General features: G+C 48.5%; 19 protein-coding genes. 11 read left to right on the forward strand and 8 right to left on the reverse strand.

Annotated features, from left to right (window positions below):
• Positions 1-73: 73 nt before the first annotated feature.
• Positions 74-1,855, forward strand: coding sequence for a hypothetical protein (locus COV52_04970; protein PIR11215.1), 1,782 nt, complete (start codon positions 74-76; stop codon positions 1,853-1,855).
• Between the two features lie 352 nt (positions 1,856-2,207).
• On the forward strand, positions 2,208-2,621 hold the full coding sequence (locus COV52_04975) for a hypothetical protein (GenBank protein PIR11216.1): 414 nt from the start codon (positions 2,208-2,210) through the stop codon (positions 2,619-2,621).
• On the opposite strand, the gene COV52_04980 is transcribed toward COV52_04975, so the two are convergent.
• From COV52_04980 to COV52_04990, 3 genes are read right to left on the reverse strand one after another with little or no spacing between them, the layout of a single operon-like run.
• Positions 2,593-2,940 carry a hypothetical protein gene (locus COV52_04980; GenBank protein ID PIR11217.1) on the reverse strand — a complete coding sequence of 116 codons (348 nt, stop codon included), beginning with the start codon at positions 2,938-2,940 and terminating at the stop codon, positions 2,593-2,595. The two genes, COV52_04975 and COV52_04980, sit on opposite strands and share 29 nt — an antisense overlap.
• Entirely contained in the window at positions 2,927-3,547 is a 621-nt protein-coding gene (locus tag COV52_04985; GenBank protein PIR11218.1) for a hypothetical protein, read from the reverse strand. The genes COV52_04980 and COV52_04985 overlap by 14 nt, the downstream gene beginning before the upstream one ends.
• Positions 3,548-3,549: 2 nt before the next feature.
• Positions 3,550-4,935 carry a leucyl aminopeptidase gene (locus COV52_04990; GenBank protein PIR11219.1) on the reverse strand — a complete coding sequence of 462 codons (1,386 nt, stop codon included), beginning with the start codon at positions 4,933-4,935 and terminating at the stop codon, positions 3,550-3,552.
• A gap of 175 nt (positions 4,936-5,110) precedes the next feature.
• Here COV52_04990 and COV52_04995 point away from each other — a divergent pair, with 175 nt between their 5' ends.
• The 3 genes from COV52_04995 to msrB are packed head-to-tail and all read left to right on the forward strand — an operon-like array spanning position 5,111 to position 6,873.
• Positions 5,111-5,812: a carbonic anhydrase gene (locus tag COV52_04995; protein PIR11220.1), complete on the forward strand. Its 702-nt coding sequence runs from the start codon at positions 5,111-5,113 to the stop codon at positions 5,810-5,812.
• Positions 5,799-6,380 (forward strand): peptide-methionine (S)-S-oxide reductase, encoded by a 582-nt coding sequence (gene msrA / locus COV52_05000; GenBank protein ID PIR11221.1) that lies wholly within the window; start codon positions 5,799-5,801, stop codon positions 6,378-6,380. The genes COV52_04995 and msrA overlap by 14 nt, the downstream gene beginning before the upstream one ends.
• Positions 6,370-6,873 (forward strand): peptide-methionine (R)-S-oxide reductase, encoded by a 504-nt coding sequence (gene msrB, locus COV52_05005; protein ID PIR11222.1) that lies wholly within the window; start codon positions 6,370-6,372, stop codon positions 6,871-6,873. Before msrA ends, msrB begins: the two co-directional genes overlap by 11 nt.
• Before the next feature lie 177 nt (positions 6,874-7,050).
• Here msrB and ald read toward each other — a convergent pair whose 3' ends face one another.
• From ald to COV52_05030, 5 genes are all read right to left on the reverse strand, one after another.
• The gene (ald, locus tag COV52_05010) at positions 7,051-8,196 is read right to left on the reverse strand and encodes an alanine dehydrogenase (GenBank protein ID PIR11223.1); all 1,146 of its coding nucleotides are present in this window, start codon (positions 8,194-8,196) and stop codon (positions 7,051-7,053) included.
• A 17-nt stretch (positions 8,197-8,213) separates the two neighbouring features.
• Positions 8,214-10,634, reverse strand: a complete 2,421-nt coding sequence (gene fadE, locus COV52_05015; GenBank protein ID PIR11224.1) for an acyl-CoA dehydrogenase — start codon at positions 10,632-10,634, stop codon at positions 8,214-8,216.
• On the reverse strand, positions 10,631-11,413 hold the full coding sequence (locus COV52_05020; GenBank protein PIR11225.1) for a hypothetical protein: 783 nt from the start codon (positions 11,411-11,413) through the stop codon (positions 10,631-10,633). The genes fadE and COV52_05020 overlap by 4 nt, the downstream gene beginning before the upstream one ends.
• 81 nt (positions 11,414-11,494) lie before the next feature.
• Positions 11,495-12,364 carry an EamA family transporter gene (locus tag COV52_05025; GenBank protein ID PIR11226.1) on the reverse strand — a complete coding sequence of 290 codons (870 nt, stop codon included), beginning with the start codon at positions 12,362-12,364 and terminating at the stop codon, positions 11,495-11,497.
• Positions 12,364-13,179 carry an NAD(+) diphosphatase gene (locus COV52_05030; protein PIR11227.1) on the reverse strand — a complete coding sequence of 272 codons (816 nt, stop codon included), beginning with the start codon at positions 13,177-13,179 and terminating at the stop codon, positions 12,364-12,366. The genes COV52_05025 and COV52_05030 overlap by 1 nt, the downstream gene beginning before the upstream one ends.
• A 55-nt stretch (positions 13,180-13,234) precedes the next feature.
• On the opposite strand from COV52_05030, the gene COV52_05035 reads away from it, so the two are divergent.
• From COV52_05035 to COV52_05060, 6 genes are all read left to right on the forward strand, one after another.
• Positions 13,235-14,563: a hypothetical protein gene (locus COV52_05035; GenBank protein PIR11228.1), complete on the forward strand. Its 1,329-nt coding sequence runs from the start codon at positions 13,235-13,237 to the stop codon at positions 14,561-14,563.
• Positions 14,564-14,632: 69 nt separating this feature from the next.
• Complete coding sequence (locus tag COV52_05040; GenBank protein ID PIR11229.1) at positions 14,633-14,824, forward strand: hypothetical protein; 192 nt, start codon at positions 14,633-14,635, stop codon at positions 14,822-14,824.
• A 133-nt stretch (positions 14,825-14,957) separates the two neighbouring features.
• Positions 14,958-16,424 carry a leucyl aminopeptidase gene (locus COV52_05045; protein PIR11230.1) on the forward strand — a complete coding sequence of 489 codons (1,467 nt, stop codon included), beginning with the start codon at positions 14,958-14,960 and terminating at the stop codon, positions 16,422-16,424.
• Positions 16,403-16,846 carry a hypothetical protein gene (locus tag COV52_05050; GenBank protein PIR11231.1) on the forward strand — a complete coding sequence of 148 codons (444 nt, stop codon included), beginning with the start codon at positions 16,403-16,405 and terminating at the stop codon, positions 16,844-16,846. Before COV52_05045 ends, COV52_05050 begins: the two co-directional genes overlap by 22 nt.
• Positions 16,847-16,874: 28 nt before the next feature.
• Positions 16,875-17,288, forward strand: a complete 414-nt coding sequence (locus tag COV52_05055) for a hypothetical protein (protein ID PIR11232.1) — start codon at positions 16,875-16,877, stop codon at positions 17,286-17,288.
• A gap of 87 nt (positions 17,289-17,375) precedes the next feature.
• Positions 17,376-20,120 carry a valine--tRNA ligase gene (locus COV52_05060; protein ID PIR11233.1) on the forward strand — a complete coding sequence of 915 codons (2,745 nt, stop codon included), beginning with the start codon at positions 17,376-17,378 and terminating at the stop codon, positions 20,118-20,120.
• Positions 20,121-20,170 lie beyond the last annotated feature (50 nt).

Below are 20,170 nucleotides of genomic sequence, written 5' to 3' on the forward strand. Positions count from 1 at the left end.
ACACGCAAGTACATGAGCACGTTGAAGAAAATTTGCGTTCAAGATCGACCAAAAATGGACGTTTCCTGTTTTAATGGGACAGCCCTGCCTAATACAGCTTATGCCTTATCCATTAAACTTAAAAACACGCTTAGAGCTTTGCAAACTGGTCAGCTCAGCCATCAAGGTTACTAAAGATTATTATCTTTCAGGGCCGCACAGCGATGCAGCCACAGGCTTGGATCTCAATATAAAACAAGCTTACCAATCGTTTAAGTCAGAAAACAAAATCGCCAATGAGCATTTCAACAACATTTACCGCGCCCTAAAAGCCAGCCAGCCCGGCTTAAAAAGCGCCTATTTCACGCTAGCCTTTTTCATCAACCAGCTTATCGCACTAAAACCAAACCAAGCTGAGAAAGCCAAAAGACCCAAAGGTTGGCCGCGCATGGATATCATCGATAAACTGCGCTGGTGTATCCAACACGGCCAGCCCACGGATAAAGAGATAGTGACCGAGATAGGACAAAAAGAAGACTGGGAGCTCAACCCCCTCTTCCTAAGCCTAGCCAAACAAGCGTACTGGCATTTTTCTGATGGAACGCTCAAATACAGACCACGGCACCTCAAGTTTATGAATGACGATGAATACAGTGAGCTGTGCGAAACAAACAGCCAAATCGGCAATGATAAGCAGAAATATACTCTACCCCCCTCCGGTGGCGACATCACACCAGGAGAAACAGGGTTGCTACCGCGGATAAGCCTTAAGCGTGGCGATGGCGACAGCAACGAAACAGAGCAAACGCTTTTCACAAAAGTTGTCCCATTCGAATCTGGCATGATAGAGCATCACCTCAATAAGCGTGTTTCAGACGACTTGGATGCTGAGCACTTTATTGGATTATCAGGCGTGAGAGACTACGGCATGTTTAGCCTGGTGACCACAAGCGCATACACGGACAGCACAGACCTATTGGACTACTTAAACGGGCACGCAACGCTCGAACCTGAAAAAGCGATTCAGATCGCCAGAGCTATTTACAAAGACTACGAAGAGCGCTTTTATCACCGTGGTGTTGTACACACCGACATCAAAGCCGACAATATTCGGATTAAACGTGATGGCGAGGGGGTGCGAATTATCGACCTCGACCTAGCTTGCGCCCTAGACTCGGCTAATGAAAAACTGGGAGGACTAAAAACACGCGCGAGTCACATAGCCATCTTCGAACCTCAGGAAAATCGAATCCATTATCTATCACAAGCAGACCTTCAAAACCGGTTAAACCGAGGAGAACGCGTTCACTGTATTTCCAACCTTGACAAGACCGTCGCCCAGATTGCACCTTGGGCACTGGTAACACACAACGAAAGCTATACGGTTGAACCCAGCCTGGATTTTTACAGCCTGAGCAAAGTGTTTCGCCAGCTATTCCAAAAAGCTGGGTTTTTACACACCCTCTCACAAGAGCGCAGCTTTTACACAAAAGGTTTCTCAAGACACTGTAGACTTGAAACGATCAATGACTGGCTGAACACACTGGAATTAGAAGTGACAAACCAACGCTCACAACGCCAAGAAGTAACACAACCCTTCGGCTCCACCGCTGCGATACTCAGCAACTGCACAAGGCGAGGCCCAGTTTGTGCAGACATATTTACTGATGAACCAGCGTATGATGACGGAGAAAGCATCGAGTCGACAGACTCAGCAACCTCACAAGCAAGCGCTGGTAAACTAGCTGAACAAGCCCCTTGTTTCACCGAAACCTTAGAGTATGACGGTGACACAGACAGCTCAGCAAAAGACAGCCTTACGTCTGCTGAACTTGCACAAGTGAGCTTTTTCGGCATCGAATTCAGTAGCTCCTGACTGGCATCAAACCCCTGCACCTAGGTAAATTCGCGCTATACTGTGTGGAACCCGGGTTGAATCAAAAAAAGGATAAACATGCCAGGCGCACCAGGAGAACAAACGCGGCCTGCAGCCATTAATCACTGGCTAGGTAAGCTTCTAGAAGCCGCCTACATCTTTTACCATGAGCAAGCGACAGCACGAACCCCTTCTTTTCGCGAAAAATTTAAACACGCCTACACCGAGCTATTTCAAGAAATTCCAAGCCCTAAAGAAAGATCGCAGTTCAGCCAGCACACCATGACGAGCCCTTGCCGCTGCGCGAGAAAGCCCACTCGATTTAGCTCTACACTTTTGGTAAGCTCAAGTCATGAATCAAAAGCCATTAAACACAGAATCATTTCCACTACGCTGGGTGGACATGGATGCGTACCAGCATTTGAATAACGGCAAGTATTTTGACTTAATGGGCGAGACGCGTGCCGCTTTTATTCATGCCGTTTGCCCAGGCTTAGAGACCTTTTATGTGCTAATCGACGTGGGCTGCCAGTTTATTAAACCACTCACCTACCCCGACACCGTAACCATCAAACAGTATTTAACAGCTTACCATAAAGCCAGCTTTGAAATGCGTTATGAGATTTTTTCAAGCGATGAGCCGAACAAACCGGCCGCCAAAGGCCACGCCAAACTTTGCTGCATCGATGCAAAAACACAGAAAGTCTGCGCGATACCCGAAGCCCTGAAAGCCGCCTTTACGCGCGATAATCTGACAGACGAATAACTTTTTTATCATCATGCCCTATCGCGATCACTTCATGATTGCGCATATAAATGGGCACCACAAAGCGGCGGTCCTCAGCTTGCTGATACACCGACATACGAAACATGCGCATGATCACCATTTTTTTATCGAACTTTAATCGCCAGCTATGCACGGCCACCGTGCCATCAAGCAGCTGCAATTGCTTTTCTTTGCAATAATCGCGACCCGCCTTGCTTGCAACTTCTTTAGCCTTCATGCTGTCCTGCCAGAACCAAACAGCCACGGCAAGTGTGATCAGTAATAATATCGTGACTAACATGGCATTAATCAAACCCATACAAAGGAATACGAATATTCCAAACCACCGCCATAATGCGAATAGCCGTGGTTAAACCCACGCAGGCCCACATTAAAATGGCGCTCGGAAAAAAAGGCAGCAACAAAACGTAAATCGTCGCGCCAATCACCACCGCAAAGGCGTAAATCTCACCGTGAAAAATCAAAGGCACTTGCGCACACAAAAAATCACGAATAAAACCACCCCCCAAACACGTGATTAAACCACAAAGTACCGCTGCTCCCGGCGCCACACCTGCATGCAAACCGATTTGCGTACCCACAATCGCAAACAACCCCAAACCAAAGGCGTCACAATACACAATGGCCCGCTCAAAATGCCGACGATAGCTCGCAAAGCGCTCGCGCACCAACCAAAACACAACGATGAGGGTGGGCAAAATCGCCGCCCAAACATACGCCACATCGTGCATCCAAAACACCGGCGTCAAACCCAATATGGCATCCCGAATCGTGCCGCCGCCATTACCCACAATAAAGGCAATCACTAAAATACCACCGATATCCATACGCTTTCGCATGGCTGATAAAGCACCGCTGAGCGCAAAGGCGGTGGTGCCCGCAAGGTCAAATGCTTCTAATAACATGATTAATGCCTCGAACTGTAACGCTGGCGCAAATACATAAACATGGCTCGCGCACCAATTAAATCGCCGCCCACCGCATGACCGGGGCGCGCTTCAAAACTCCAGCCCGACACATCACAATGCACCCAATCCACATCTTGCGAAATGAAGTTTGATAAAAACAATGCGGCTTGAATGGCACCGGCAAAACCATTGAGCCCCGAATTACTCATATCCGCAATCAAGCTAGTTAAATACGTTTGATATGCCGTGTATAGCGGCATCTGCCACAAACAATCGCGTTCTTGTGCGGCAACACTCACCAACTGGCGAGCGAGCTCATCATTATTTGAAAACAAATTGCCGATCTGAGGCCCCAGCGCCACACGCGCCGCACCGGTTAAGGTCGCAAAATCGATTAACAGCTCAGGCCGCTCGCTGGAGGCTTCTGTCAAGGCATCGGCCAATACCAAACGCCCTTCCGCATCTGTGTTAGTGATTTCTACCGTCTTACCATTTCGCATTTTAATGATATCGCCCGGGCGATACGACTCGCTAGAAATACCGTTTTCAACGGCAGGAATCAACACACGCAAACGCAACGGCAAATTATCTTGCATAATCATTTTCGCCAAGGCGATCACATGCGCCGCGCCACCCATATCTTTTTTCATGAGCAACATACTGCCGCCTGTTTTGATATCCAAGCCACCCGTATCAAAGCACACGCCTTTACCGACCAAGGTGATCTTCGGGTGAGAGGGATCGCCCCACGTCAGATCAATCAATCGGGGCATTTGGCTACCGGCGCGGCCGACCGTAAAAATGGCGGGGTAATTTTCATCGAGCAAAGCTTCATCGATAATCTGAGACACGTCCGCACCGTAAGCCGCAGCGAGCTCCGCCACCGCTTCGGCTAAATCCAAAGGCCCCATGTCTTCTGTGGGCGTATTAATGAGATTGCGCCCCAAGTGTGTCGCCGAGACCATGTTTTCAACCAAGGCGTCATCGCACTGTTTTGGCAAAACCAATACCGCCGGTTTTCGCCGTGCGGTTTTATACCGCTCAAATTGATAGGTGCCCAGGCCCCAATAGACTGCTGCCTGTTGTAAGGCGGGGCGCATCGAGTCTTGATCCAAAGCATAGAGACCTTCCGGCAAGAGCAAAGGCAGCATGCCCACTGCCCGTAAATCATCTTTTTTATCAACACCTAACAATACCTGCTCGCGCTCACCGGCTTCACTCGTCAACACACAAAAGGTACCAGGCTCAGCCTTAAAGCCCAAAGCCTTGAGCTGAAGCTGCACACGTGCGGTTTGCGCTAATAGAAAGCCCTGAAATTCATCGCAAGGAATCGCGACAATCGAACAAGCGTGCGTCCGTGGTTCTGAGGTGTAGCAATTTAACATTATTTTTCCCGATTTTAGTCTGGCCAAAGTTTAATCATATCGTGCAAGCTTGTAAACCATCGTTTAAAGATCTAATCTAGGGCGTGTCCCTGAACTCTCGGTAGGTGCGAAAAACAAGCGATGAGTTTAGGGACATGCCCTACTTCTGTCATGGATAACACAAGGAAATAGCACGATGCGTATCTACAGACCCCTACTCGCTCTCGCCCTAGTACTGCCAAGCCTGGTCTTTGCTGCGAAACACACCCCATTGGTGACACCCGCCGTGCAGGATCAACTGACATCGGCCCAAGTGCTCAAGCGCTTAAAAGCAGGTAACGCACGTTTTGTGAAAAACAAAACCCACCATCAAAACTTCCACACCAACCGACAACAAACCGCCGCACAACAACACCCGGCCGCCGTGATCTTAAGCTGCATCGATTCACGTGTGCCGCCCGAGATTGTCTTCGATCAAGGTGTGGGCAATGTCTTTGTCAGCCGTGTCGCTGCCAATGTAATTAACAAAGATATTCTGGGCGGTCTGGAATTTGCGACAGCCGCTGCAGGGGCGAAATTAATCGTGGTCATGGGCCATGATAGCTGCGGCTCGGTGCGAGGCGCTTGCCAAAATGTGAAGCTTGGCAACCTCACCCACTTACTCAATAAAGTTAAACCCGCCGTTGACCAGGTGAAAGAAAAACAAGGCGCTGTAAATTGCGAAAAAGCCCACGATGTGGATGCCATTGCGAAACAAAACGTGATCAACGTAGTCAATGCCATTGCAAAAGACAGCCCCGTGATCGCCAAACTTCTAGACGAACACAAAATTGCGATCATTGGCGCGATGTATCACCTAAGCACCGGGAAAGTCAGCTTTTTCAATGAAAAACACTAAGCGTTATTGGGCTGCAATCACAATAATTGCAGCCTTGCCCCTACTGGCTAAAGCGGCCACCGCGATCTTCGCTGGCGGCTGCTTTTGGTGCATGCAGTCAGACTTTGACAAACTCAAAGGCGTCACAAAAACGGTCGTCGGCTACGATGGAGGCACACGAGAGAACCCAAACTATGAGCTGGTTTCAAGTGGTGCCACACGTTACGCGGAGGCGATCAAGGTCACTTATAACCCACGCACGATTAGCTACGCACAATTGTTGACTTATTTTTGGCGCCATGTCGATCCGACGGTTAAAAATCAGCAGTTCTGCGATCACGGATCACAATACCGAACCGCTATTTTTTACATTAACGCAGAACAAAAGAAAACAGCCGAAACCTCAAAGCAAGCCACTGCACGTAAGCTCGGCAAAACGGTTTACACAGACATCACACCGTCCACCCATTTCTACCCGGCCGAGAAATACCACCAAGATTATTACAAGAAAAATCCGATTCGTTATAAGTTTTACCGCTGGAACTGCGGCCGCGATCAACGTTTGGAAAAAATCTGGCATGAAAAATAAATTCGTCGCATTTTGCATTTTCACCCTCATCACCGGAGCCAGCATGGCCGCAAACTATCAACACTTCAACAAAACCGAGCGCCTTAAGCAGTTAAACAAAGAGCAATACGCAGTCACACAGAAAGAAGCGACCGAGAAACCTTTTAAAAACGCTTACTGGGATAACAAAGCCCCTGGCATTTACGTGGACGTGGTCTCAGGCGAGCCCTTATTCAGCTCCACCGACAAATTCAAATCCGGCACAGGCTGGCCAAGCTTCACACGCCCGATTGACGATGAATTCATTGTCACCAAGGAAGATCGCACTTTGTTTTTTATTAAACGCACCGAAGTGCGCTCAAAATATGGTGATTCACACTTAGGCCACGTGTTTGACGACGGCCCTGCGCCCACGGGCTTGCGCTACTGCGTCAATTCCGCCGCCTTACTGTTCATCCCCGCCAGCGAGCTAAAGCAAAAAGGCTACGGGCGGTACGAGTACTTATTTAAGTAACCACCACCTCGCGTAGCCTGGGTTAAAATGCGAAGCATTGAAAACCCAGGTTTGGTTTCTCCCGGGTTATCGTCACTACGCTCCTCAACCCAGGCTACTTTTACCTCGTGTTTGATCGCGTGATTGCCAAAAAAAACGCCCTCAACGAGGGCGTTCTACGCATTCAAACAACAAAGCTTATACGCACTCTTCAGCCGGATAAGTACCTCTATCCAAAGCTTCAATAGCCGGGTAATAGCCTTTGTCTAAAGCTTCCGCCACGGCTAAATTAGTAATGCGGCCATCACACACATTCAAGCCAGCCAGCAAATACGGATCATCCTTCATCGCTTCTTTATAGCCTTTATTCGCCAAAGCAATAATAAACGGTAAGGTTGCGTTATTCAATGCGAACGTAGAAGTACGCGGTAGGGCGCCAGGCATATTGCCCACACAGTAATGCACAATATCATTCACCACATAGGTTGGGTCATCGTGTGTGGTTACATGCGAAGTCTCAAAGCAACCGCCTTGATCAATAGCAACGTCAACAATCACAGAGCCTGGGCGCATCGACGCGAGCATGGCTTTGCTGACTAAACGCGGGGCTGCTGCACCTGGAATCAAGACCGCACCAATCACAAGGTCCGCACGCTCAACGTGCATCGCCAAAGCATCTTGCGTTGAATAAATTGTGTTAATACGGCTGCCAAATTCATTATCGAGCTCACGCAAGCGCGGCAAGGAGCGATCCAACACGGTCACAGAGGCTTCCATACCGACTGCCATGCGAAGCGCGTTAGTGCCGACAACACCACCGCCGATCACCACCACATTCGCGGCAGCCACACCGGGCACACCGCCGAGCAATATACCGCTACCACCTTGCGCCACTTCTAAGCAATGCGCACCGGCTTGGATAGACATACGGCCCGCCACTTCACTCATCGGCGACAATAACGGTAATGCACCAAAACGATCGGTTACCGTTTCATAGGCGATGGCCACGCAGCCTGAATCTTGCAAGAACTGTGTTTGAACAGGATCCGGTGCCAAATGCAAATAGGTAAATAACACCTGGCCTTCACGCAATTTCTTGCACTCTTCAGGCTGAGGCTCCTTGACTTTAATCACCATCTCAGCGCGCGCAAAGATCTCATCAGCAGTGTCAACAATCTCAGCGCCAGCAGCAACATAATGCTCATCTAAGCACGCAATAGCCGCGCCCGCATTTCTTTCAATCATTACCTCATGGCCATGCGCCACAAGCTCTCGCACGCTTCCCGGGGTTAGACCGACCCGGTATTCACGGTTTTTTATCTCTTTAGGTACACCAATTAACATTATCGCTTCCTCTTTAATTATTGATCACGTAAATTTCGTTCAAAATCATCAACGGCAATCACTTCATGACGAAGCTTATCGGCAGCTTGCCATTGCTCATACTGCGATGAACTGATGATACCGGCTTCTTTAGCTTTCTCAACGGCTTCGTCAAAATTAAATGCAACGACGCGTTTGTCACGAACCGCCTGATTCACGGCCTTTTCAATTGGCTCAATACGAATGGCTGCCACCATGGCCTCATCAAATAAAGCCACGTGGTTGTGCGCCTGCGCATCCGTGCAAATACCACGCGTTAAGCGGTCACGCACAGCCGATGGCGACATCAGCAACTCAGCAAGCTCATGATCCAGCTTATCACTGGGCGCCTTTAGAGTTTGCCCCAAGGGTAAACAAATTGCGCGAAGCGTGACCGCAGCGACTTTATCAGGCAAGCCCTGAATCACTGCCAGCGCCGTGGATTGAAGTTTATACAGCAAATCTTCACAAGCCCAACGGCATAAGTTCCACTCATCATCTGGCTCACCATGATCATAATACGTTTTCAACACCGCAGAGCCAATATAGAGAAAGCTCAGCATATCACCAAGCCTTGCTGACACACGCTCTTTTCGTTTTAAAGCGCCGCCGTAAATAGCCATCGATGCATCAGTGAGTAAAGCAAAAACCGCACTGAAACGGCTGAACTGCTGATAGTAAATTTTGGCGCGACTTGAAGGCACCTTGGCAAAACGTGCGCCACTTAAACCGTGAATCAAACTTCTCGCCACATTGGAAAAAGCAAAGGCGATATGCCCCCACACGGCGCTATCAAACGCTTTAAGTGCCGCTTTTTTATCCGTCATCTGAGCAGCTTGCAACTCTTTTAAAACAAATGGATGACAACGAATCGAGCCTTGGCCAAAAATAATCATGTTGCGCGTTAGAATATTCGCGCCTTCCACAGTAATGGCAGTCGGCAGCGCGCCATAGCCAAGAGCCAATGGATTTTTCGGCCCCCAACACACTGCCTTACCGCCTAAAATGTCCATGGCATTATTCGTGGCTTTACGTGAAAGCTCAGTGCAGTGATATTTTAAAATAGCCGAAGGCACCGCAGGAATCTCGCCTTCATCGACCGCTGTTAAGGTAAAGCGACTGGCCGCGTCGGCCTGATACGCATAGCCTGCGATTTGCGCTAATTTTTCTTCAATCCCTTCAAAGCGACCAATGGCCAAATTAAACTGGCGGCGCACACGCGAATAGGCGCCTGCAATCGAAGCAGAGAGTTTACAGCCAGCCACGCCGCTGGTTGGCAGCGACACCGAGCGACCCACCGACAAACACTCAACCAACATACGCCAGCCCTTACCCACATTGACTTGCCCACCAATCACCCACTCCATCGGGATAAACACATCTTTGCCCTGCGTGGGGCCATTTTGAAAAACAGATGAAGCTGGATGATGGCGGCGACCTGTAATCACCCCCTCATGCGAAGTCGGAATCAACGCACAGGTAATACCGAGCGTCTCCTCATCACCCAACAAATGATCCGGGTCAAACAGTTTAAAGGCCAAACCCAACACGGTGGCCACAGGGCACAAAGTGATGTAGCGCTTATCCCAAGTCACGCGCATACCCAACACTTTTTTGCCTTCAAACTCACCCTCACACACGATCCCGTAATCCGGCATGGCCGTCGCATCAGAACCCGCCTTAGGGCTAGTCAACGCAAAACATGGCACTTCTTCACCACGGGCTAAACGCGGTAAATAATAATCTTTTTGTGCTTGTGTACCGTAATGCAGCAAAAGCTCCGCAGGGCCTAAAGAGTTAGGCACGGCGACTGTACAGGCCAACGTCGTGCTACAGCTAAAAAGCTTCATCAGAATTTCAGAATGTGCTTGTGCTGAAAACGCCTTGCCGCCGTATGACTTTGGAATAATCAAACCAAAAAAGCCGTTGTCGCGAATAAACTGCCAAGCTTTCTCCGGTAATACTTTAGTGTTTTGCGTGAGCTCCCAGTCATTGACCATGCAACACAGCTCATTCACTGGCCCATCGATAAAGGCTTGCTCTTCAGTCGTAAAACCTGGCTTTTTCATATTGCGTAAAGCATTCCAGTCTGGACTACCCGAAAACAGCTCGCCATCCCAAGCAACACTACCCGCGTTTAACGCTTCTTGCTCGGTTTTTGACATCTTCGGCATCACCTTGCGATAAAACGCAAGAATATTTTTACTCAACCAATAGCGTACCTGCGGGGAATTTAAGCTTGCCAGCAAGGCAAAAAAGACCCAGAAAATCAGCAAGAAAAACGCATTCATGGTATGAAAGGCGCTGATCGCCAGCATCAGCACAGCTAAACAGGCCGTACTGATTGACAACGATGCCGAACGAAACAAAAGCGCCAAACCAACCAGCAAAACAACCAAAATACTGATCAATGTCATCATGCTTTTTCTCCTTTTTTAGGCTTGAGAAAATAAACCGATAGCGGCGGATAAACGACTAAAGCCAACAATAAAATCAATACGCTGATCGAAGTAAACCAGGTGAACAAGTAGAACACAACCAAAAATAAGATAAACGGGGTTAACACAGCCGGCACAATTTGTTTGGCATGAACATATTTCAAGCGATACTCAAACTGGTTAGACAGGCTGGTAAGCAAACTAGCCATTAGGTAGCTAAATAAAAACAAAAACGCGACCAAGCAAAAGTAAGCCAAGACAAAGAAGAAAACCGAGAAATACACATTCATCCGAACAATGTACGGCTTGGCCTGTGAAAGCAAATACGCAGGCGTGACCGTTAAGTTCTTGTGCGCATACGGCAAGCTATCAAAACCTGACAAGCCTTTAAACTCACCCTCATCGCGCCCCAATTTCACCAAGGCCTGGGCATTTAAAAAAGCCTCAGAAGGTTTTTCAGCCGTATCAACAACCGCGAGCAAGGTTTTTTTATCACCCGCATAAACACGATAAAACCCAGGCTTTTCTGTTTTCAACCGCCCTTGCTCAATACTCATCGCAGGCATGGCGTGCGCAACATAATCTGTTGCCGCAAAAGACATGCGATAAAAGCCCATAGAAAACCGAATGGTTGCAATTAATACACAGACAAAAGTCAGAATCAGTATGTATTGGAAACTGCGGCGTTTGCTGCTTGCTGACAAATCCAAGTACCAAGCCCGAGAGTAAAACGATCGCCAAAGTCCTGTCCACAGTTTCATCAGAAAGTATCCAACGTTCAAAAGAGCACCGAGTATATCAAGAGGCCAAGGCTTGCGACAAACTTTTTCAGGCGGTTTTGTTTAATTTTTAGCCTGAGTTTTACGCAAGCCTTCCGACAAGAGAATGCTGGCAATAATCAAAGCGCCACCCACCCAAGTCTGTAAACCCACACGACTGCCATTGATCCAAAAAGCAAACAAGGTGCCAAAAATCGGCTCCATGGTGAAAATCAAAGCCGCCCGACTGGCGGTGGTATAGCGCTGATAGCGTGTTTGCAGCAATAGCGCCACGCTAGTGGCCATAACGGCGCAAAACAAAAGCGCTGCCAATGGCTCGGGCGCCAACAAAGACGAGGCATGACTCGGCCGCACCCAAAAACCTGCCAGCACTCCCGTGAAGAAAATCTGATAAAAGGCCAGCAAATTGACTTTCTCGAGGTTTAGCGTGGCTTTTTGAAGGTAAACAATGCTCATCGCCAAGCTTATCGCACACACAAAAGCCCAAGCGTCGCCGACACCCAACGCAGCGAAGCGAGCACCGGTTAACACAAATAAACCCAGCAAACACACGACAGCACACACGATATCTGATCCAGTCGGCTTACCTAAACGAAATAAGGGCAACAGCAAGGGCACTAACACAACGCTGGAGCCGGTGATGAAGGCCGATTGAGAAGAGCTAATCATCTCAAGACTCACGGTTTGGGCCGTGTACAACATGATATTGAAAACGCCTAAAATCAGGCCTGCCTTTAAAATACCCCGGGGCTTGAAGATATTGTCACGCCAAACAAAGGGCAATAGCACAAGTGCCGCCAAGAGAAAGCGTGCGCCAACAAATAACACGGGGTTCACTGTCGCCACAGCGTCTCTAATCAAAGGAAAGGTCAAACCCCAGCACAAGGTGACAAACAATAAAATCAAATCACCACGCAGGCTTTTTTTCAGCATTACAGCTTGCCATCCAAAAACAGTCGAATCAGATAACTTGAAATACTGAGCTCATGCGGCAAGTGTTCAGGCAAATGGTCTGCGTCAAACCAAGCGGCCGCCTCAATCTCAACGCCGTCAGGCTTGAGCTCGCCACCGTCATAATCGGCGACAAAGCCAAGCATTAAAGAACTGGGAAATGGCCAAGGTTGTGACGTGATATAGCGCACATTCTTCACGCGAATCCCAACCTCTTCCATCAATTCACGCTGCACTGCTTGCTCGGCTGACTCACCAATCTCGATAAAACCTGCCAATATGCTGTAAAGCCCCGCACGAAAATGCGGCGAGCGAGCAAGCAATAGCTTCGAGCCATCCCTCACCAATACGATCACACAGGGTGAAATTTTAGGATACGCCAAATAACCACAACCCGTACAACGCATCGCACGTTCTTTTTCAAAAGGCTCAAGGCTTGAGCCACAAGCACCGCAATATCGGTGTGTATTAAGCCAGTGATTCAAATGGCGGCCAAAGGCTGCTGCTTGAAATTGCGCCAAGGGCAAGGTTGCATGGGTGGGCTTAAGTGAACTAAACGCCTCTGTGCTTTGCTGACTATCAATAATGAAACAAGCCTGCCCACCCACATCACCCAAATAGTGGGGTTTACCTAATTCAAGCGACAAAGCCTGAACATCAGAAAAGACCGGTAACTGGCGTTGATTCGGCAAATAGATTGAATCGCCGCAATAGACCACACAGCAATCACCAGGCTGAGGCTCGCGAAAAGGCGCGTAGCCCATCTGAAACTCTGTATCATCGAGCAATTGATGCATAATATGGCCTAACGTTAATTTGCGCACAGGCTATCACCACAACAGTATATTGGCAATGATCAAAAAAAACACTATGATGAATCCCGCTATGACGACAAAACAACGCCAACACATCATTCGAAACACCTCTGCGCTCTTATTTGGGCTGATTGGCATTGCCGCAACGTTTCTTTTGCATACCTTAATCGCCAGGCACTACGGGGCTGCAGCTTACGGAGATTTTAGCGTCGTGCTTGCCATGAGCCTCGTTATCGCCTCACTACTTATGCTCGGCGTAAATTACAGCGTCGGTAAATTCTTACCTGACTACATTAGCGACCAAAACACTCCTTTTGCACAAGGCTTTGTCACACTCAGCATACGAACCATTAGCTTAACAGCTTCTTGTGTGTTCATTGCAGGCTGCACCATCGCTATCGTCACGCTGATGATGAAACACATTCACAACCCGAAGGTTAACGAGCTTCATCTTTATTTTTACTGCATCTGGCTAGGCTCTATTGAGGCGGTTTTTTACTACCTAGTGCGCTTCACACGAGCATTACATCAGTACTTTATTGCAAGCTTGCATCTAGCGTTTATACGCTTCACCCTAACCATTATTTTTCTGTACATTTTATTAAAATTTTTACCTGAATTTGAGAGTATATTTTACGCCGTAATCGCCTACACATTGGCCGTACTATTAAGCAGCGCCTCACTGTTTGTGTTTGTTTATACGCGACGAAAATCTTATACCAGCAAAAAAATTCGCTTTGATATTCACACTTGGCGAACCACCTCCTTTCAAATGTTAGCCTCGAATTTATTCGCCATTTTACACAATGCCCTGGTGTTGGTGTACGTTGAGATCGTACTTGACAATGAACAGATCACCGGTTTTTTTGCTGCCGCGTTGTTTATCTCAGGGGTTTACTGGGCCTTACTTTCCAGCGTGCAAGCCAACACCGTTCCACTGCTGAACGATAAGCGCTTATCAAGCCATCAACAAACGTACTACAATTTAAACGTTGTCTTTTCGTTTAGCTTTGCGGCCACGCTCTCCCTGCTGATTTTCTTTTTTAGCCACAGTATTTTAAGCTGGTTCGGGCCTGATTTTTTAAGCATCAGTGATTGGCTCTATATCCTAGCCGCATCAAAATTGATTAGCGCGCCGCTCTTTAACGCTTACAGTTTTTTAGATTACAAAGGCTTTCAAAAACAACAACTCATCCTAACTTCAACCAGCCTTGTCATACTGATTGTGCTAATGCCGATACTCATTAAGACCATTGGCGACATTGGCGCAATCCTAAGCCTTGCAATCATGGAAGTTTTTTTAAGCGTGATGAGCGCGATCATGCTAAGAATTCGCCTCGGCATTAAGCCTTTAATCCTCATCTAAGAAAGTTGCAGGCAGGCTCGCTTTTCCCTACACTTTCAAGCAATCTCAAAAAATACAAGGAATACTCGCATGGATAAGCGAAACCCTTCTCAGCGTTTTAGCCAAGACATTATCCCCAACTTCGACGAAAAACTGATTGAAGAAGCCAAACACTTAGATGAAATGATCAATGTCAAAGCCCACTACTCAGTGGCCACCGCAGAAAGCACAGGTCATGAAGACGCTTTTTTTGATCTTAATCCAACAAAGCACGCGGCATGAGAGAAAACCAAGCATTCCGAAAATGATTCTTCGGTCAAGATCGTTCCAAAATAAGCGTTTAGACGATTATTGAGCAAATTGACAAGCCAAATCGCCAAGCATACACTGGGCCTCAAAAATAGGCAGGTTCACCATGAAATTCCAACTCGTTTCCAAAGACACTCAGGCTCAAAGCATCATCGTATTGGCTTACCAACATGACGCGGGCTTTACCGCCACCGGTCAATCCTTAGACAAAAAAGCCCAAGGTACACTCAGCCAGCAAATTATAGCCAGCCAATTTGACGGCAAACCCGGCCAGTCTTTCATTGAAAAAGCCGGCGACCATTTAGTATTAATACTGGGCGCAAAAAATGGCGCGCTGACCACGCGGGATTTTCGAGACCTTGTGCGCAGCATGGTCAGCCAACTAAAATCTTTGCCAGGTCTAGAAGCCTGCTGCACATTGGCTGAGTTAGCGGTTGAAAACTTAAGCTTAGAACAAAAAATCAGCTTACTCATCAACACCAGCCTGCAAGCGGATTACCGCTTCGACAATTTTAGAAAAACAGTAGCAGACAACCGCGAATATCACTTCACCCTGCCGGTCGATAACGCAAACGATGAAAAGCTCAACGCCGCTGTCACACGTGAAACCATCATCGCCCATGCGCAATACTATTGCCGTGATTTAGGCAACACCCCAGCCAATGTCTGCACACCCAGCTACTTGTTAGCCGAAGCCAAAAAGCTTGCCGACAAGCACCCCGAGCTCTCGCTTGAAGTGATCGACGACGCCAAAGCCGAAAAGCTGGGCATGGGCGCTTTTGCTTCAGTCAGCCGAGGCAGTAAAGAGCCTGGTTACATTGTTATTTTAAATTACCAAGGCGGCAAAAAAGGCGACGCGCCGATTGCTATGGTTGGCAAAGGCATCACTTTCGACACGGGCGGCAATGTGATTAAACCTGCCAACGTGATGCATGGCATGAAATTTGACATGTGTGGCGCAGCGAGCGTGATTGCCACTATGAAAGCGACCGTTGAATTAGCCTTGCCGATCAACCTTGTCTGCACGATGAGCTGCGCTGAAAACATGGTTGGCCATGAGGCGACTCGCCCAGGGGACATCGTCAAAACTCTATCAGGCCAAACCGTGGAAATCATCAACACCGATGCCGAAGGCCGTTTGGTTTTGTGTGACGCTATGACGTATGTCCAACGTAAATACAAACCCAAATTATTGATTGATGTCGCCACACTGACAGGCGCAGCCATTGGCACGTTTGCCCATGAGCACACGGCATTGATGAGCAACTCCGAGGAACTCACGCAAGCCTTACTCAAAGCCGCTAAAACCAGTGACGACCCAGCCTGGCCACTGCCTTTAAGCGACGCTTACAATGTCTATTTGAAAAGCAGCTGTGCGGATATGATTAACGCGGATTTTACCCGCAAAGCCGGCACCATCGTCGCCGCTTGTTATCTTCATAAATTCATTGAAAACAATTTGCCATGGGCGCATTTAGACATCGCTGGCTCAAGCTTGGTTGATACAAAAAACGATATGGCGTCAGGACGACCTGTGCCGCTGTTGCTTGAATTTCTCATGGGACAAATGTAGTGGCGCAGATCGATTTTTACCTGCTCGATGGTTTGTCGCTTGACAGCGTGGCCTGCAAGCTCTTGGACAAGGTCTACCAAGGTAAGCTGACTGCGCATGTGCATTGCGACACCGAAGAACAAGCCAAAGCGCTTGATGACACACTGTGGACCTTTAAAGACACGAGCTTCATCCCCCACGCGCGCGTGTCAGACACGCAAGACACACAACCGCCCATCAGCATCGCCTTTGGCGATCAAATGCCGCCAGCGATTTATGATGTCCTGCTCACGGAATGTGTAGAGCTGCCGGAATTTGCTTCGCAGTTCGAGCGAATTTTGTACCTATTTCCAGGCAACAATGATCAATGGAAAACCGTCGCGCGCGAGTACTTTAAAGAATTTAAAGAGCTCGGCTGGACGGTGAATTTTCATCAAATTTAAGCACAAGCAGCAAAATACTGACAAGCCAATGAGCAACTATACAAAACCAGAACTCAACCAAACACTTCACGGTATTCAGCTTGAAATGGACGGCCTTCGCATAAAGGCTATTCTCTTATCCGGCGAACTTTACAGTACAGAGCGCACAGTAAGCCCTCGAGGCACCCCGGATTTTTTCAGCCAAGCCACTGGCTCAGAAAACAACAGCAGAGGCTCCCAAAGCCCCATGGATCTTGCAAACAGGCGTCTCTCTCCATTAAGTGCTGAGATTAGCCGATTCATTGCTGACGATAACGCTTCACTGCGAGAAGGAGAACAGCTCCTTGAAAAAAGTCTCTCTGCTATTGAAGAAATCAAACAGCTTATTAGAGAGCTTGACAGGTTGCTGCCGCACTCAGGTAGCGCCATTTCTCTCAGTGCCATCGTTCTTAATAACTGCTAGCGAGCTAAGCTTTGCAACACCGCCTGTGTCTTTGCAAGGTCGCGCAAATCCGCTAAAATGCGCATCCATTTATCTAAGGCATGCACGATGGACAAAACCTACCAGCCCAAAGACATTGAGCAAAGTTTATACCAACAGTGGGAAAATAGCGGGTATTTTAAACCCAGCGGCCAAGGCGAGCCCTACGCCATCGTAATTCCACCGCCGAACGTCACCGGCAGCTTGCACATGGGTCACGGTTTTCAGCAAACGATTATGGACGTGCTCACGCGTTACCACCGCATGCAGGGTTGCAACACCTTGTGGCAACCTGGCACAGACCATGCCGGCATTTCCACCCAAATGGTGGTCGAACGCCAGCTCATGGCAGCCGGCCAAACGCGCCAGGATTTAGGTCGCGAAGCGTTTGAAGAAAAAGTCTGGGCCTGGAAAGAACAATCGGGTAGCACGATTGTCAAACAATCTCGACGCCTGGGCATCTCACCGGATTGGTCGCGCGAGCGCTTTACCATGGACGACGATTTAAGCGAAGCCGTAAAAAAAGTGTTCGTGGATTTATACCGCGAAGGTTTGATTTACAAAGGCCAGCGCCTGGTGAACTGGGACCCGAAACTGCAAACCGCCATTTCCGATTTAGAAGTCATCAGCAAACCACAACAAGGCTCGATTTGGCACATTCGTTACCCGCTAGCCAACGGTGAGGGTTTTCTAGAAGTGGCCACCACACGCCCGGAAACGCTACTCGGCGATACCGCCATTGCGGTGAACCCAGAAGATGAACGCTACCAACACCTCATCGGCCAAATGGTGCGCGTGCCCTTATGTGATCGCTTGATTCCTGTCATCGCCGATGACTACGTGGATGCCGAGTTTGGTACGGGCTGTGTGAAAATTACGCCCGCGCATGATTTTAATGATTATGAGGTCGGCACGCGCCATGGTCTGCCCATGATCACCGTGATCGATAAACAGGCGCACATCAATGAAAACGCGCCAGAAAAATACCAAGGCTTAGAGCGCTTTGCCGCACGCAAACAGATCGTTGCCGATTTAGACGCAGAAGGTTTGCTCGCAAACATTGAAAAGCACGACAACATGGTGCCTTACGGCGATAAATCGGGCGTGATTGTTGAGCCTTTGCTCACTGAGCAATGGTACATGAAGATGCAGCCTTTGGCTCTGCCCGCCATCAAAGCCGTGGAAGACGGACGTATTCGTTTTATCCCGGAAAATTGGAATAAAACGTACTTTCAATGGCTAAACAACATCCAAGACTGGTGCATCAGCCGTCAATTGTGGTGGGGACATCGCATCCCAGCGTGGTATGATGAAAAAGGCCGTGTGTACGTAGGCCACGATGAAGCAGACGTGCGCGCGCACTACACACTCGATGAAAGCGTGACACTTACCCAAGATGAAGATGTCTTAGACACCTGGTTCTCCTCTGCCTTGTGGCCATTTTCAACACTCGGCTGGCCGAAGGATACTGACGAGCTACACACGTTTTTCCCAACGTCTGTGTTGGTCACAGGCTTTGACATTATTTTCTTTTGGGTCGCGCGCATGATTATGCTTAGCCTGAAATTCATGGGGGATGTGCCGTTTCGTGATGTGTATATCCACGGCTTGATTCGCGATGAAGAAGGCCAGAAGATGTCGAAAACCAAAGGCAATGTGCTTGACCCGATTGACTTAATCGACGGCGTGGACCTTGACACACTCATTCAAAAACGCACCTTTGGCATGATGCAACCCGAGCTTGCCGAGAAAATCACCCAACGCACGGAAAAACAATACCCCAACGGTATCGAGCCGCACGGCACCGATGCGCTACGCTTCACCTATTGCGCACTGGCCAATAACGCACGCGACATTAATTTTGACATCAAGCGCTTAGAAGGTTATCGCAATTTTTGCAATAAACTGTGGAACGCGGCACGTTTTGTGTTGATGCAAACGGATAATCAAGCTATTCGAGCACCGAGCACGCTCGGCTTAGCGGATCGTTGGTTGCAGTCGCGCTTACAAAGCACCTTGTCGCGCATTGAAAAAACGGTAGCAGAATATCGCTTTGATTACTACGCCCAAGCTGTGTACGACTACACCTGGCACGATGTGTGCGACTGGTACATTGAGCTGCAAAAAATCGCTTTAAACAGTGAGGCCGTGAGCGAGACAGACAAAGCGGGTATTCGTTATCAACTGCTTTCAAGCTTGGAACAATTATTGCGCGTGCTTCACCCGATTATGCCGTTTATCACTGAATCGATCTGGCAATCGATCAAACAACCTTTAAGCATCGAAGCAGACACTATTATGTTGCAACACTACCCGGTACGGGATGCCGCTTTAATCGATGAAAGCGCAGAAGCCAGCATCGATTGGTTAAAAGCGGTGACGCTGGCTGTGCGTAATGTGCGCGGTGAAATGAATATAGCGCCCTCAACGTCGTTGAAGGTGACGTTCAAAGCGGGTAATGCAAATGATCAGGCGCAATTTGCGACGACAAAAGATCTATTATTAGCGATGGCCAAACTCGACTCAATCGATTTTTCGAACACACTGCCCGCACAAACGGCCACGCAAATTGTCGGCGAGCTTGAAGTGCACGTGGATCTGGAAGGCTTGATTGATTTTGACGCTGAACGTGCGCGTTTAGAAAAAGAAATCCAAAAGCTTGATGCGAATATTGCCCGCCTTGAAGGCAAGCTGAATAACCCGAGCTTTGTGGACAAAGCGCCTGACGCCGTGGTGGCCAAAGAGCGCGAAAAGCTTGCTCAAGAACACAGCGCAAAAGCGGCACTGGCGGCACAGTGGGCGAAGCTTTCGTAGCCTGTATATGGACTCACCCCCATTGTAAAGGATAAAAAACACTCGAGCAC

The organism is Gammaproteobacteria bacterium CG11_big_fil_rev_8_21_14_0_20_46_22 (genome assembly GCA_002796245.1).
Taxonomy (GTDB): Bacteria; Pseudomonadota; Gammaproteobacteria; order UBA12402; family UBA12402; genus 1-14-0-20-46-22.